This is a genomic window from Alteribacillus persepolensis (assembly GCF_900099605.1).
Classification (GTDB): domain Bacteria; phylum Bacillota; class Bacilli; order Bacillales; family Marinococcaceae; genus Alteribacillus; species Alteribacillus persepolensis.
Genome location: NZ_FNDK01000007.1, coordinates 73,270 through 86,553, shown reverse-complemented (window position 1 = coordinate 86,553; position 13,284 = coordinate 73,270). Strand labels below are relative to the sequence as shown.

Below are 13,284 nucleotides of genomic sequence, written 5' to 3'. Positions count from 1 at the left end.
CTTCATCAGCATACAAAAAATCCATATCTATGACAAGTTGTTACCGAAAGCGTCCAAGAATAAAAAAGATAAGAGAAAGCACGATACTGACAACAATTGATGTCACAATCGGAAAATAGAAAGTGGAATTTTCATTTTTTATAATAATATCCCCCGGCAGTTTGCCCAAAGATATAAACTTACCACCGACTTGCCATACGAGGCCAAATAATATCAAGGCAATACCAATACCAATTAATATTTTTGGAAAATCAGCCACGGTCTGGCACCTCCATCCCCAAGTATTCATATACTTGCTCGGTTACCATACGTCCGCGAGGAGTTCTTACTACAAAGCCAATTTGCATTAAATACGGTTCATATACATCTTCTAAAGTCGTTGCTTCTTCCCCTATTGCCGCTGCTAAGGCCTCAATCCCAACAGGACCGCCACGGAATTTCTCAATAATATTAACGAGCAATTTATGGTCAATTTCATCGAGCCCCAGCCTGTCTACCTGCAACTTTTCCAATGCGTCTTGGCAGAGCAGAGAATTAATACCATCGCTTCCCTTTACTTGCGCAAAATCACGAACTCGCCTAAGCAGCCGGTTAGCGATTCTTGGTGTTCCTCTTGAGCGTCGTGCCAACTCCAAAGCTGCCTCCTCTTCAACGCTAACTCCCATTAAGTTGCCACTTCGATAAACAATATCTGCCAATTCCGTTTCATTGTAATATTCCAAGCGTGCATGTACACCAAAACGGTCTCTTAAGGGAGATGATAACATCCCTGCACGGGTCGTAGCTCCTACGAGAGTAAAAGGCGGTAAATCAAGCCGGACAGATCGAGCTGTTGCTTCTTTTCCAATAATAATATCAATGCAGTAATCTTCCATTGCCGGGTATAATACTTCTTCTACCGAACGTGGCAAACGGTGAATTTCATCAATGAACAGCACATCTCCTGGTTCGAGGGCTGTTAATACAGCCGCAAGATCTCCCGGTTTTTCAATAGCAGGACCTGAGGTTGTTCTAATATTTACTTGCATTTCGTTTGCAATGATCATAGCTAACGTTGTTTTGCCAAGACCCGGCGGCCCGTATAACAAGACATGGTCCAAACATTCCTCACGAAGCTTGGCTGCTTCTATAAATATTTTTAAATTTTCTTTGACTTTCTGCTGGCCGATGTACTGTTTAAAATCAACCGGTCTTATACTGCTCTCCGCATAGTCATCGTCACGGTGAGCTTCTTGTGAGACGATACGCTCTTCCATACAGACCCCCCGTTACATCAGTCTAAAACGTGTTATTGCCAATTGTTACGTCAGCATTTTTTGCAGTGCTTGTCTCACATATTCATCAGCACTTAATTGTTCTTTTTGCAAGGCAGGTTTAACTTTAGATATTTCTTTTTCACTGTATCCTAACGCTCGCAGCGCTTCCAAAGCCTCATCAAGTGCATTAGAATGAGACACAGACTGGCTGTTTTCTTGAAGAAGACCAAGATCACCGTTACCTGCCGGCTCTCCCACGATATCTTGCAGTTTCCCTTTTAAATCAAGAATCATTTGTCTCGCTGTCTTTTTCCCGACTCCGGGAAACTTAACAAGAAATGCTTCATTCTCCTCTTCAATCGCTTGGATAACTTGCTGGGGTGCACCAGCAGCCAAAACAGCAAGTGCTCCTTTTGGGCCAATACCTGATACTTGCAGCAGTTGTTCAAATAACCCTCTTTCTTTCCGAGAAGGAAAGCCGTATAGCCGTATGACATCTTCTTTTACATACTGATATGTATATATCGTAATTTCTTCTTCATTCCTATCAAAAACAAATGGATTCGAACAATATATTAAATAGCCTATATTCTCAATCTCTAGTGTTAATGTTTCTTTCTCCGTGTGTACAACTTTTCCCCTTAGATATTCATACAAAACAAATGACTCCTCCCCCGTATATACGAACATGCTTTCTTTTATCATAGCAAACTGTTGGCATAATGAAAAACAAATTAATGCTTTTCATACGGTTTTCGCAAGATAATCTGGTCTTCTTTTTGATCGACTAACTTCCAAGACTCATACTTACTCCAAAAATCTTCCACCGCCCAAACCGTTTCATATTTCTTTGCAGTCACTACGACCCCATTAGATGTTTCTTTTTCCAAAATCACTTCATAAACAGCAGGATAACGAGGATGATAGGAATCAGATGCCTCAGCTCCTAATGGAAATACTAACCATCCACAACATACTGCTACTGCTATATACCGCCAAAAATGCTGCATATCTTTTCTCCTTTTTTCACAAAAGTATAAACCAGAAAAAACCTTTTTTATGGGAGTCTTCCCCACAAAAAAGGTTTTTATGCTTTAGCCATTCACCACTCGGTCATATTGTTCGTCGCTAATTTTGAAGTTATGATATACGCTTTGTACATCATCATTATCTTCTAGAGCATCGATTAATTTCAACATTTTTTCGGCATGCTCATCCGTCAGCTCCGCATTCGTTTGTGGAATCATCGTTACCTCTGCTTTAGAGAAGTGGTAATCGTTTTCCAGCGCTTTTTTTACATGTTCAAACTCTTCAGGCGCTGTAAGGATGTAAAAATAATCATCTTCAGCTTCGCATTCATCTGCTCCGGCTTCAATCGCTGCAAGCATTAATTCTTCTTCATCTATATCACTTGTTTTAGAAATGAGGAGCTGTCCTTTTTTATCAAACAAAAACGAAACACAGCCGTCTTCACCCAAATTGCCGCCGTGTTTAGTGAACGCATGGCGAATGTCTGCTGCAGAGCGGTTCTTATTGTCTGTCAACGCCTGTACAAAAACAGCAGCTCCTCCAGGTCCATAACCTTCATAGGTAATCTCTTCATACTGTACACCACCGGTATCACCTGCTGCTTTTTTAATGGTGCGCTCAATATTATCGTTTGGGATATTCTCTGCCCGTGCTTTGGTCAGCGCCATTCTCAACCTTAGGTTGGTTTGCGGATCAGTGCCGCCTTCTCTTACTGCAGCAAATATTTCCTTAGAAAGCTTCGTGAATATTTTTGCACGTTTTGCATCTTGGCTTTCTTTTCTTCGTTTTATGTTATGCCATTTGGAATGTCCTGCCATTGTTCATTCCTCCTCCAACAATTTAATATAGCATATACTTCAGGAACAATGAAAGGATTCCCTCTGACATAATAAAAGCGCCTCACAGAGGGTTACGTCCTGCTGTGAAACGCTTTTCTGTCATTAACTGTTTTCAAACGGTCTTTGCGCAGCATTACTTAAGTCTTCAATCATAGCATTAATTGTATCCCCAGCTTCATTTAATCCCATGCCATTTTGAAGGTTGTTATCAATTTCTTGAATGTTGCCGTATTGTTCTTCGTCTGTTGTAACATATACATTTTTACCATCGCCTGCATTTTTTTCTACTTGACGCTTTATTTTATCCGCCATACGGTCTGCTTTTTCACCATCTTCATACGTGTCGACACCAATTAAGATATCATTATCTCGTACGATAACACGGCTGTCATCCACACCGTCTATATTTTCAACTTTATTGGCAATTTCTTCTGCCTCTTGCTGATTGTTTCCTTGATTTCCTGTTCTGTCGTTCATCTGATTGCCATCATTTACATTTCTTGTATTTAAGTTCCCTCTTTCACCTACCATACCATTGCGATCACCAATTTGGCCACGATTATCAGCGGTGCCTCGGTCATTTCGGCCATGTTGACGATCATCGACAGTCATCATATCAGTGACAGGTCCTTCTCCTCTGTAATTGTCACTGCGATAATTACCGCCAGCATCACGGCCATCCATGTTGTTATCATATCCACTATAACGGGTTGGAGATGCACCCATTTCATTGTCTTCAGCAGTTCCGCAGCCAGCCAGTCCACTTGCAATAATAGTAAATGCAGTCATTGTTAATGCAGCTTTTTTCATTTAAAAACCTCCTTTCGTCATTTATAGTGACTCAAGGAGGCAGCTTTTAAGCTGTAAGTTAGAGGTAACTAAGGTAATTGCTCTAAAATTTTATTCCTCTTCTCGGTTATTGTTATTCATCCACGGAGAATACATGCCGCCATACTGCTGTCCGTTGTTGTTGTCGTTGTTATTATTGTAGTTGTTATTATGATAATTGTTGTCATGATAGTTATTATTATGGTTGTTATAGTTATTATTGTAGTTATTACCATAATTATTGTTATGGTTCTGATAATAATCATTATGATATTGGTGATTTGGGGAATAATAATTCTGATGAGATGAGTGGTTCATATGCCCGTCGTACGGACTCATCATTTGATTTGGCGGAAAGTGATGATAGGCTCCGTACGGTTTTGGATAGTGAGACACTCCTTGTACCATCTCATCATGATGGTATCCATTATTCATAGGATGTGCTGGTGCTTGCATTGGCATCATTGGCGGTGGACAAGGCGACCAGCAAGGTACAAGCGGGGGCATTGGCTGACAAGGACTGCACGGCCCCGGCTTTGGCATCATCGGCATTGACTGCTGCATTGGATAGTGCATAGGCTGCTGTGCAGATGGTTCGTATGTTGATGGTGATATTTGCGCTGACGGTTGTTTAGGCATTTTTGGCATGGAAGGCATCTGCTCATTATCAGATGGTTTCCATGGCGACTCCATCTTAGGTTTTACTTGTGGTTTTACTTGTGGTTTCACCTGTGGTTTTACTTGTGGTTTCACCTGCGGCTTTTCTTGCGGTTGTTTCTGTACTGGCGCTTGCTCGGTTTTCATCGGTTTGTCTTGCGGCTTTTTTGGTGGCTTTGGCGGCATTTGCTGCATCTGAGTCGGCTTTTTCTCCGGCTGAGTTTTTGCTGGCTTTTGCGGATATGGCTTATATAAGTTCACATTCATATTGAAATGCTGCTCTTGTTGAATAGGACTTATTTTTGGCGGTTTAGGCGGTGTCGGTTTCGGCTGGTTTACCGGTGGCATTTTCGGCTTAGGCTGAGCCATGGGCTTTTCTGGCTTTGGTTTAGGCTGTTCTTTTTTCTTCTCTTTTTGTACCGGTTGCTGTTGTTCTTTTTTTATTTGTTGTTCCTTCTTTACAGGTACGCTTTTTGCGGGTATTTTTATTTTCATGCCGGGCATAATTTTATTTGGATCAGATAACTGAGGATTAGCTTTTTTCACTTCCTCAAAATCGACATTATACTGCTGTGAAAGCTTCCACAATGTATCTCCTTTTTGAACAATGTGAATCTGCATAGTGTTTTTTTCCTCCCTCTGTAAGTGATCGAAGCCGGTTTGAAGAAATAGTATTCTTCCCTTCCGTTCCCATCATCGTCTATGGCAAACATATGCTTTTGGAAATACATATATGACTTCTAAGCAAATGCTAAACAATGTAAAGACACTTGTTATATTGTAAAATAATACCTGTATCTAGTAAAAAGGGAGGGTCTACCTTGACAAAACATCCAGATAAAATACTTGGAAATAAAAGAAGAGAGTTAATTTTGCAATGGCTTTCCGAGCGCAAACAGCCGATTACAGGCAGCGAACTTGCCGCGAAAACAAATGTAAGCCGCCAGGTGATTGTCCAAGATATTTCATTGCTAAAAGCTAAAGACTATCCAATCATTGCCACATCACAGGGTTATTTATTTTTGCAAGAACAGCCAGCTGCATCCGTAACGCAGCAAATTGCTTGTTTTCATTCCTCAGACCGTTCTGTGACAGAAGAGGAATTAAATATTATTGTTGATCATGGCGCAAAGGTCTTGGATGTGACGATTGAACATCCCCTGTATGGAGACTTAACAGCTTCATTAATGCTGGCAACAAGAAAGGAAGTCCAGCAATTTATTGTGGAACTGGAAAAAACGAAAGCACCGTTATTATCTCAGCTAACCGATGGTACACATTTACATACCGTCGAAGCTTCTTCAGAATCGGTTATGGAAGAAGTAAAAAAGAAACTGCAGGAAAAAGGATTTCTATTAACGTCCTAACTTTGCCGGCGTGGGGAAATCCACATATCATTATATTCGTGTGTCAGCGAAGGCCATATAGACGGAGCATTTTCATGGCATGCACAAAGATTCATGTGCTTGTGCTTTTGAAAGACAGCTTGACCAGCTGCCAGGCCTTTTGTACAGGCAGGCTTCTCCGCACTTATATGAATTTGTTAACCACGTTTTGCAATCCTGTCCTCCTCCATGAAAAAAAAAGCCTATCCTTATTCAGGAATAGGCTTTGCTTTCACTGTTTCAGTAAGTAAACAGGGATAACTCCCTAAAATACGAACTCCACATCCCAGTGCCTCAAGTTCCGCTATTACCCCCGGAATGAGTACATCATCCATCGCATGATCAACATCAATAATGAAAAAGTAATGACCAATTCCGGTTTTCATCGGCCGTGATTCAATTTTCGACAAGTTCAATTTGCGCCACGCAAAAGCCGACAGTACTTGGTGCAATGCTCCTGAATGATCAGAAGGCAGTGTAATCATTAAGGTTGTTTTTTCTTTTTCGTGTCTCACTGGCTGCAGCGCTTCTTTTTGTTCTTGTTTCGACAAAAGTACAAAACGAGTGTGATTGTTGTCATAATCGTGAATATGATGCTGTACAATTTTTAATCCATACTTTTTGGCAGCAAGTGCGTTGGCAATAGCCACCCCATCCATATCAGGGTTTTCTGATATATCTTTTGCCGCCAGGCTCGTTGAGTTCATGTAATGAATGTTTGCATGAGAAAATGTATTCGTAATAAAATCATCACATTGTGCAATAGCTTGTGGGTGAGAATAAATGTTATTCATGCTTTTCCATATATGTTCATTATCTGGATGAACCATTAAATGTTGTTGGATTGGCACTGTCACTTCTCCAATAATAGGTATGTCTTGCTTATGAATCAAGTAATCAAGCGTCATATTAACAGACCCTTCAATCGCATTTTCTAACGGTACCACAGCGATATCTACTTCGTCACTTGCTGCTGCAGCCATGCACGCTTGAATTGTAGCATACGGGTAACATTTATGACTTGGCAATACTGCATTTGCTGCAGCCTCTGTAAAAGACCCTTCAGGTCCTAAATAGCCAACAGACACCGACATCGTCTCCACTCCTTCAAGTTTTTTTACAATGAACCAGAACCTACAACTTCTGCATTTTCCACCGCATCCATTTCTTGAATGCGCTTGACTAAATCCATTACCTCTATTTTCACAGCAGATGTATCTACTGTTAACGTGACATTGGCACGTCCCTGCAGCGGAATCGTTTGATTGATTGTAAGTACGTTTGCATTTGTTTTTGCCACTTCTTTTAATAATGCAGATAACGAGCCAGACTTATCTGCAAGCTGTATGGACAAAGTAATAATCTGCTCTTGAATCATTTGGTGAAAAGGGAATACAGCATCTTTGTATTTATAAAAAGCACTTCTGCTTAATCCTACGGTTTGTACGGCTTCTCCTACTTTTTGTACTTTTTTGCTTTCGAGCAATGATTTCGCTTCAAGTGTTTTTTGCATCGCTTCAGTCAGCATATCCTGCCGTACTAAATAAAATTGTTCATTTTGCTCTGCCATATGTTCACCACCGCCGGCAACTGCTCTTTCATTTTACGCATAATCAAATTATACATGACTCGCTGTTGGTTATAAAGCTGCATGAACAGCCTTAACGACAGAAAATAAAACAAACATGCAGCAATTATTCAATAAATTCGAATTCAAAATCAAGCAGCCGCACTGTATCCCCGTCTTTCGCCCCTTTTTCGCGTAAAGCATCATCAATCCCCATGTGGCGCATCTTTCTAGAAAAACGTTTAACCGAGTCATCGCGGCTCATATCAGTCATCTTAAAAGCTTTTTCAATTTCTGGACCAGACAATACAAATGCACCGTCATCATCACGCGAAATAGTAAACGGTTCTTGCTGTCTTTCATAGCGGTAAACCACCCGCTCTTGCTGCTCTTGTTCCTCTAACAAAGGAAATTCAGAAGTATTATCAACAAGGTCTGCCGTTTCCAGTATTAATTCTTTCAGACCTTGTTTCGTCAGAGCCGATACCGGAAAAATCTCATATTCACCAGGCACTTTTTCTTTAAATACCTTGAGGTTATCTTCTGCTCCAGGCATATCCATTTTATTGGCCATGATAATTTGCGGACGTTCCAACAATCGCATATTATACTGCTTTAATTCTTCATTAATCTTTTTAAAATCCTCATAAGGATCACGGCCCTCCAAACCAGACATGTCCACTACATGAACAATGACTTTTGTTCTTTCAATATGCTGCAAAAATTGATGGCCTAGTCCAATACCTTCATGTGCCCCTTCAATTAAACCAGGCAAATCTGCCATCACAAAGCTGCGGCCATCTGCTGCAGATACGACCCCTAAATTCGGATTAATGGTCGTAAAATGATAATCTGCTATCTTCGGTTTCGCACTTGAAACCACCGACAATAATGTGGACTTTCCAACGCTTGGAAACCCAACCAAGCCAACATCTGCTAACAGTTTTAATTCCAATGTAATATACTTTTCTTCAGCAGGTTCACCTTTTTCACTTAACTCAGGAGCAGGATTTGAAGGCGATGCAAATCTTGTATTTCCACGTCCTCCCCTTCCTCCTTTTGCTACAACGGCTCTTTCCTTATGTTTTGTTAAATCAGCAATGACTTCTCCCGTGTCATCATCCATAATAGTTGTACCTGGCGGGACGTTAACGACTAAGTCTTCGGCATTTTTTCCGTGTTGATTTTTCGGGCGTCCGTTTTCACCGCGCTTGGCTTTGAAGTGTTTTTGGTAGCGAAAATCCATCAATGTACGAAGACCTTCATCTACTTCTAACACGACATCTGCGCCTTTTCCACCGTCGCCGCCAGCCGGGCCGCCTTGTGGAACAAATTTTTCTCTCCGAAACGCCACCATACCGTCCCCACCGTCACCAGCTTTTATGAACACTTTTACTTTGTCTACAAACAATCTTTGTCACCTCATTTATTCAACATCGATGTAAAAAGCAGTTCTTCTTCGTTCCAAACGTAATACTGTAAGCCTATGTCTTTTCAGCTCTGTAACCAATTCCCTATGTTTTGTATATTATTAACCTTGCCAGTAAAACCGCATTTCAACAAAATTTCGGACAAGGCATGTATCATAGCAACATGTGGTTATCCACATCTTTAACCACATCATCGTGAAGCACCACAACAGCCTGCTGATAAAATCGTACCATTTTTTATCGTAAACTGAGCGGTCAACAACACGCTTTCGGGCTTGCACGTCAAGTGTAAGCGGATAGAAAGGTCAACAAGTAAACAGCAGCTTGCGGAACGTTTAAGTGTGCCCGTTCGTTGGCTTTCACGCTGTTTTTTTCTAATAATATTGTCCACTTGTTGCTGCTGCATATGTGTAATTTTCTACAGCTAATTACCCCTTTAGTATTTGTAAATAGTTCATCGTATCATCCCTGACATTGTCATGAAGTAATTGTAATCGTTTCTCTGCTTCCAATATCAGCACTTCTCAAAAGACAGAGTTGAGGATAAACCATATTGTACCATAACCATAAATTCGGTCATAGGTACAATACCAGCAAATACACACCGCATATTTTTTGGTTGAGCGGAAAAGATAACTATTGTTTCACCTACACATTTTTAATGGAGGTTTTGTCTTATGCCACAGCAAAATCAACAAGTTCAACAAGCTCAGCAAGCCATTCAACAAGCTCAGCAAAACATGCAAAATGCAGCTAACAATCCGCAAATGTTACAACAAAGCCAACAACAGCTTCAACAGGCTCAGCAGCAGCTTCAGCAAGCTCAACAAGCAGGTAATGCACAAAACCCGCAACAACTTCAACAAGCTCAACAAGAACTCCAGCAAGTTCAACAAGAACTTCAGCAAGCTCAACAGCAGCAATAAAACAAAACACACTCTAACCCAGGCTCTCCTTCCAGCGAAGGAGAGTCGTTTTTATCCCCATAAGACAGTATAAATTATCACGCCGGTATCCAATCGACATCTTTCAAACCTGATGAAACGGAGGCTTTTACCATCTAAACTCGGCGGCTGTCCGAGTTTTTCACCCGTTCAAACCGCTGTACATATTCGAAATAATAACATTTCACGGTATGAGATTATGTTAAAAACATAACAAAACGAAGCAGCATAACCTTTTCTAAAAAAGATGGTTGACATGAAACACGAAGCCACATATACTAACATCATATAAAACCTACTAAGTTTATATGAATTATAAAAACAGGCGGTGAAAAAATGGCCGATGTCGTCATAGATCAAGTAGAGAAAACATTTTTCGATCAAGAAAACAAAACATCATTTACCGTTTTTAATGACATCTCCACGGATATAAAGTCCGGTGAATTCGTTTCCTTGCTGGGTCCATCCGGCTGCGGCAAGTCTACGCTCTTAAATATTATTGCCGGACTAGATCAGCCAACGAGCGGCACCATAACAGCAAACGGCAAAAAAGTCACTGCTCCCGGCCCTGACCGCGGGGTAGTTTTTCAAGAGTCAGCACTGATGCCGTGGTTAACCGTGTTAGATAACGTTATGTTTGGACTTAAAAAGCAAATGAAAAAAGAAGAAGCCAAAGAAAGAGCCAAATATTTTTTAAAATTGGTTCACTTAAGCAAATTCATTAACTCTTATCCTCATGAATTATCCGGCGGAATGAAACAGCGTGTCTCGATTGCACGCACACTTGCATTTGATCCAGATATTTTACTGATGGATGAACCATTTGGCGCTTTGGATGAACAAACGCGTTCTATGCTTCATAAAGAGGTACAGTATATTTGGCAGGAAACGCAGAAAACAGTCGTTTTCGTCACGCACAATATTCGCGAATCCATTCTTCTATCCGACCGCATCGTTCTTATGGGAACACGCCCGGGAAGAATTGTCGAAATATTTGATGTACCACTAGAAAGACCAAGAAAACCATCATCTGATGAATTTGGGGAACTTGAAGAAAAGATCCAGCAAAAATTAGCAAAAGAAATCGAAAAGGTGATGAGAGAGGAGATGGGCGATGATTACAACAGTAAGAAGGGTGCTCTTCTTTATCATTCTGATCGCGATATGGGAAGCAATATATAGATTAAATTTAAGTTATGAATTTTTTTCGGTGACTGCTTTTCCCTCGCCAATTAATTCTGTAACTGAACTATACATTGGATTTTTTGAAACCGGTATATTAACAGAGGCCCTGTTCACAAGTATTCAACGACTGCTCGTCGGATTTATTATAGCTGTTATCATTGGTTCACTTCTTGGACTTTTGCTGGCCCGTTCAAAAATAGCTGATGAAACACTCGGGTCACTCGTTATTGCACTGCAGTCGATTCCTAGTATCGTTTGGCTGCCAATTATGCTGATGTTATTCGGAAGCGGAACACTGCCGATTATTTTAATCGTGACACTTGGTGGTACGTGGGTGATGACGTCGAACATGCGGCTGGGTATTAAATCTGTGCAGCCTATTCTTATCCGCGCAGCAAGAACGATGGGGTACAAAGGATCAGAGTTGATTTGGCATGTAATGATTCCAGCTGCTGTACCATCTTTCCTGTCTGGAACGAGGCTTGCTTGGGCATTTGGCTGGCGAGCACTGATGGCAGCTGAATTGATTGGCTCCGGGGGCTTAGGCCGAACATTAATGGATGCCAGAGACTTCTATAATATGGATTTAGTCATTGCAATCATGATTATTATTGCTACGATTGGGCTTATCATGGAATTTGTTATATTTGACCGTATTGAGAAAAAAGTGTTTGCACGCTGGGGATTATCGTAAATTAACACATAAAGGGAGAGGTTACAATGAAAAAATGGATAAAGACGTTATTTGCTTCTATGGCTGTTATTGGTTTAGCAGCTTGCGGGGCTGGAGATGAATCAGAATCAGCCAGCGGTGATAACGCCAATGATGAAATAACCATTGGTTATTTTCCAAACCTTGACCATGCTGCTGGTATCGTTGGAAAGCAGCAAGGTTTCTTTGAAGAAGAACTAGAAAACACAGATATTGAATTTAGAAATTTCCCAAACGGTAATGACTTTGTTGAATCGCTTGATTCAGGTGATTTAGATATTGGTTATGTCGGGCCTGGTCCGGCAATTAACTATTATTTAAGCGGCGGCGACATTAAAATTTTGAGCGGTGCTGCTAATGGTGCCACATTGATTGTGTCTAGCGAAGATTCTGGCATTACATCGCTCGACGACTTTGACGGCAAGTCTTTTTGTACTCCAGGTAACGGCTGCACCCATAATGTTCAGCTGGAAATTATGCTGCAAGAGCTTGGTCTAGAATCAAACCGTGTGGGCGGCACAGTTGAGCATCAGTCTCGTGTCGATCCTGCTTCGATGATGGTCCGCTTTGAACAAGGTGAAGTAGATGCTGCCGCAGCGCCAGAGCCTTGGGGAACGTACCTTGTTGAAGAATTTAATGCCAATGTTGTAACAGAGTGGAATGAAGTATTCCTTGGTGAAACATTGCCAAGTGTGGTGCTTGTCACATCAGAAGAATTTATGGAAAATAACCCTGAACAAGTGAAAAGTGTATTAGAAGCTCACCAAAAATCTGTGGACTTCACATCGGAGAATGAAGCTGAAACATTAAATTCTGTCAATGATCTTGTATATGAGCTTTCTCAAACTGAATTTTCAGATGCTGTTTTAGAAAACGCATGGGAGCGGATGAATATCACGACAGATGTTTCTGCAGATGCCCTGCAATCATGGGCAGATGCATCGTATGATCTCGGATTTATCGAAGATCAGCCTGATTTGGACGGTTTAGTGGATACTTCTCTTTTAGAAGAAGTAACAGCTGAATAATCTGTTTTGCAAGTACAAAAATTCGAACTTCTGTAGACAAGGCTGGGACACAAGTATAGGAACCATATAATAATCCGAACGATTTATTAAAAATCAGTTCGGATTATTTGTTTATCACAAGAATGTCTATCGATGCTCCGGCAACATACGTCGCGTTCCGCAGGCACGGCCTCAACTAACGTGGCAAAGAACAGGCCTTTACCAAGTGGATCTTCAGCACGTCCTTCAACGCACAGGACGTGCTGGTGTCGGCGTTGGCCACACGATGTGGCTGGTCTTAGCCGACGTCCCGCAGGAGTCTCCGTATGTTGACGACGTTTGCTTAAAATATGCTTTCATATCTTATTGTTCGGCTGTTGAGTAATCTGTTTTAGATTTGTCCCAGCCTCTATTAGACAAAACAAGACAATAAACTAGAAAATGA

General features: G+C 41.1%; 15 protein-coding genes. 5 read left to right on the top strand and 10 right to left on the bottom strand.

Going from position 1 to position 13,284, the window contains the following annotated elements; all coding sequences use genetic code 11:
• Window positions 1–40: 40 nt before the first annotated feature.
• The 7 genes from BLT18_RS07710 to safA form a co-directional block, all read right to left on the bottom strand.
• Window positions 41–259 (bottom strand): DUF2905 domain-containing protein, encoded by a 219-nt coding sequence (locus tag BLT18_RS07710; protein WP_175487420.1) that lies wholly within the window; start codon window positions 257–259, stop codon window positions 41–43.
• A complete protein-coding gene (gene ruvB, locus BLT18_RS07705; RefSeq protein ID WP_091272732.1) occupies window positions 252–1,256 on the bottom strand; it encodes a Holliday junction branch migration DNA helicase RuvB in 1,005 nt (334 codons plus the stop codon). The genes BLT18_RS07710 and ruvB overlap by 8 nt, the downstream gene beginning before the upstream one ends.
• 45 nt (window positions 1,257–1,301) lie before the next feature.
• Complete coding sequence (gene ruvA, locus BLT18_RS07700; RefSeq protein ID WP_091272731.1) at window positions 1,302–1,913, bottom strand: Holliday junction branch migration protein RuvA; 612 nt, start codon at window positions 1,911–1,913, stop codon at window positions 1,302–1,304.
• 77 nt (window positions 1,914–1,990) lie between these two features.
• Window positions 1,991–2,266 (bottom strand): BofC N-terminal domain-containing protein, encoded by a 276-nt coding sequence (locus tag BLT18_RS07695; protein WP_091272729.1) that lies wholly within the window; start codon window positions 2,264–2,266, stop codon window positions 1,991–1,993.
• An 84-nt stretch (window positions 2,267–2,350) separates the two neighbouring features.
• Complete coding sequence (locus tag BLT18_RS07690; protein WP_091272728.1) at window positions 2,351–3,103, bottom strand: YebC/PmpR family DNA-binding transcriptional regulator; 753 nt, start codon at window positions 3,101–3,103, stop codon at window positions 2,351–2,353.
• 123 nt (window positions 3,104–3,226) lie between these two features.
• Entirely contained in the window at window positions 3,227–3,934 is a 708-nt protein-coding gene (locus BLT18_RS07685) for a YhcN/YlaJ family sporulation lipoprotein (RefSeq protein WP_091272726.1), read from the bottom strand.
• A 90-nt stretch (window positions 3,935–4,024) separates the two neighbouring features.
• Entirely contained in the window at window positions 4,025–5,230 is a 1,206-nt protein-coding gene (gene safA, locus BLT18_RS17965; RefSeq protein ID WP_139184719.1) for a SafA/ExsA family spore coat assembly protein, read from the bottom strand.
• A gap of 200 nt (window positions 5,231–5,430) precedes the next feature.
• Here safA and BLT18_RS07675 point away from each other — a divergent pair, with 200 nt between their 5' ends.
• Window positions 5,431–5,976, top strand: coding sequence for a transcription repressor NadR (locus BLT18_RS07675; protein WP_091272724.1), 546 nt, complete (start codon window positions 5,431–5,433; stop codon window positions 5,974–5,976).
• 227 nt (window positions 5,977–6,203) lie between these two features.
• Here BLT18_RS07675 and pheA read toward each other — a convergent pair whose 3' ends face one another.
• The 3 genes from pheA to obgE form a co-directional block, all read right to left on the bottom strand.
• A complete protein-coding gene (gene pheA, locus BLT18_RS07670; RefSeq protein WP_091272823.1) occupies window positions 6,204–7,082 on the bottom strand; it encodes a prephenate dehydratase in 879 nt (292 codons plus the stop codon).
• A gap of 29 nt (window positions 7,083–7,111) precedes the next feature.
• Window positions 7,112–7,564 carry an ACT domain-containing protein gene (locus BLT18_RS07665; RefSeq protein ID WP_091272723.1) on the bottom strand — a complete coding sequence of 151 codons (453 nt, stop codon included), beginning with the start codon at window positions 7,562–7,564 and terminating at the stop codon, window positions 7,112–7,114.
• Window positions 7,565–7,688: 124 nt separating this feature from the next.
• Window positions 7,689–8,972: a GTPase ObgE gene (obgE, locus tag BLT18_RS07660; protein ID WP_091272721.1), complete on the bottom strand. Its 1,284-nt coding sequence runs from the start codon at window positions 8,970–8,972 to the stop codon at window positions 7,689–7,691.
• Window positions 8,973–9,668: 696 nt separating this feature from the next.
• Here obgE and BLT18_RS07655 point away from each other — a divergent pair.
• The 4 genes from BLT18_RS07655 to BLT18_RS07640 all read left to right on the top strand — a co-directional run bounded on the left by BLT18_RS07655 (window position 9,669) and on the right by BLT18_RS07640 (window position 12,860).
• A complete protein-coding gene (locus BLT18_RS07655; protein ID WP_091272720.1) occupies window positions 9,669–9,917 on the top strand; it encodes a hypothetical protein in 249 nt (82 codons plus the stop codon).
• 354 nt (window positions 9,918–10,271) lie between these two features.
• Window positions 10,272–11,117, top strand: a complete 846-nt coding sequence (locus BLT18_RS07650; RefSeq protein ID WP_091272718.1) for an ABC transporter ATP-binding protein — start codon at window positions 10,272–10,274, stop codon at window positions 11,115–11,117.
• Window positions 11,050–11,814 (top strand): ABC transporter permease, encoded by a 765-nt coding sequence (locus BLT18_RS07645; RefSeq protein ID WP_091272712.1) that lies wholly within the window; start codon window positions 11,050–11,052, stop codon window positions 11,812–11,814. Before BLT18_RS07650 ends, BLT18_RS07645 begins: the two co-directional genes overlap by 68 nt.
• A 26-nt stretch (window positions 11,815–11,840) precedes the next feature.
• Entirely contained in the window at window positions 11,841–12,860 is a 1,020-nt protein-coding gene (locus tag BLT18_RS07640) for an aliphatic sulfonate ABC transporter substrate-binding protein (RefSeq protein ID WP_091272711.1), read from the top strand.
• The last annotated feature ends 424 nt before the right edge of the window (window positions 12,861–13,284 follow it).

Bases quoted from the DNA above. Each gene is read 5' to 3' on its own strand.
- BLT18_RS07695 (WP_091272729.1), bottom strand. From the start codon at position 2,266: ATGCAGCATTTTTGGCGGTATATAGCAGTAGCAGTATGTTGTGGATGG.
- ruvB (WP_091272732.1), bottom strand. From the start codon at position 1,256: ATGGAAGAGCGTATCGTCTCACAAGAAGCTCACCGTGACGATGACTAT.
- BLT18_RS07685 (WP_091272726.1), bottom strand. From the start codon at position 3,934: ATGAAAAAAGCTGCATTAACAATGACTGCATTTACTATTATTGCAAGT.
- BLT18_RS07690 (WP_091272728.1), bottom strand. From the start codon at position 3,103: ATGGCAGGACATTCCAAATGGCATAACATAAAACGAAGAAAAGAAAGC.
- BLT18_RS07655 (WP_091272720.1), top strand. From the start codon at position 9,669: ATGCCACAGCAAAATCAACAAGTTCAACAAGCTCAGCAAGCCATTCAA.
- BLT18_RS07645 (WP_091272712.1), top strand. From the start codon at position 11,050: ATGATTACAACAGTAAGAAGGGTGCTCTTCTTTATCATTCTGATCGCG.
- BLT18_RS07665 (WP_091272723.1), bottom strand. From the start codon at position 7,564: ATGGCAGAGCAAAATGAACAATTTTATTTAGTACGGCAGGATATGCTG.
- BLT18_RS07650 (WP_091272718.1), top strand. From the start codon at position 10,272: ATGGCCGATGTCGTCATAGATCAAGTAGAGAAAACATTTTTCGATCAA.
- BLT18_RS07640 (WP_091272711.1), top strand. From the start codon at position 11,841: ATGAAAAAATGGATAAAGACGTTATTTGCTTCTATGGCTGTTATTGGT.
- safA (WP_139184719.1), bottom strand. From the start codon at position 5,230: ATGCAGATTCACATTGTTCAAAAAGGAGATACATTGTGGAAGCTTTCA.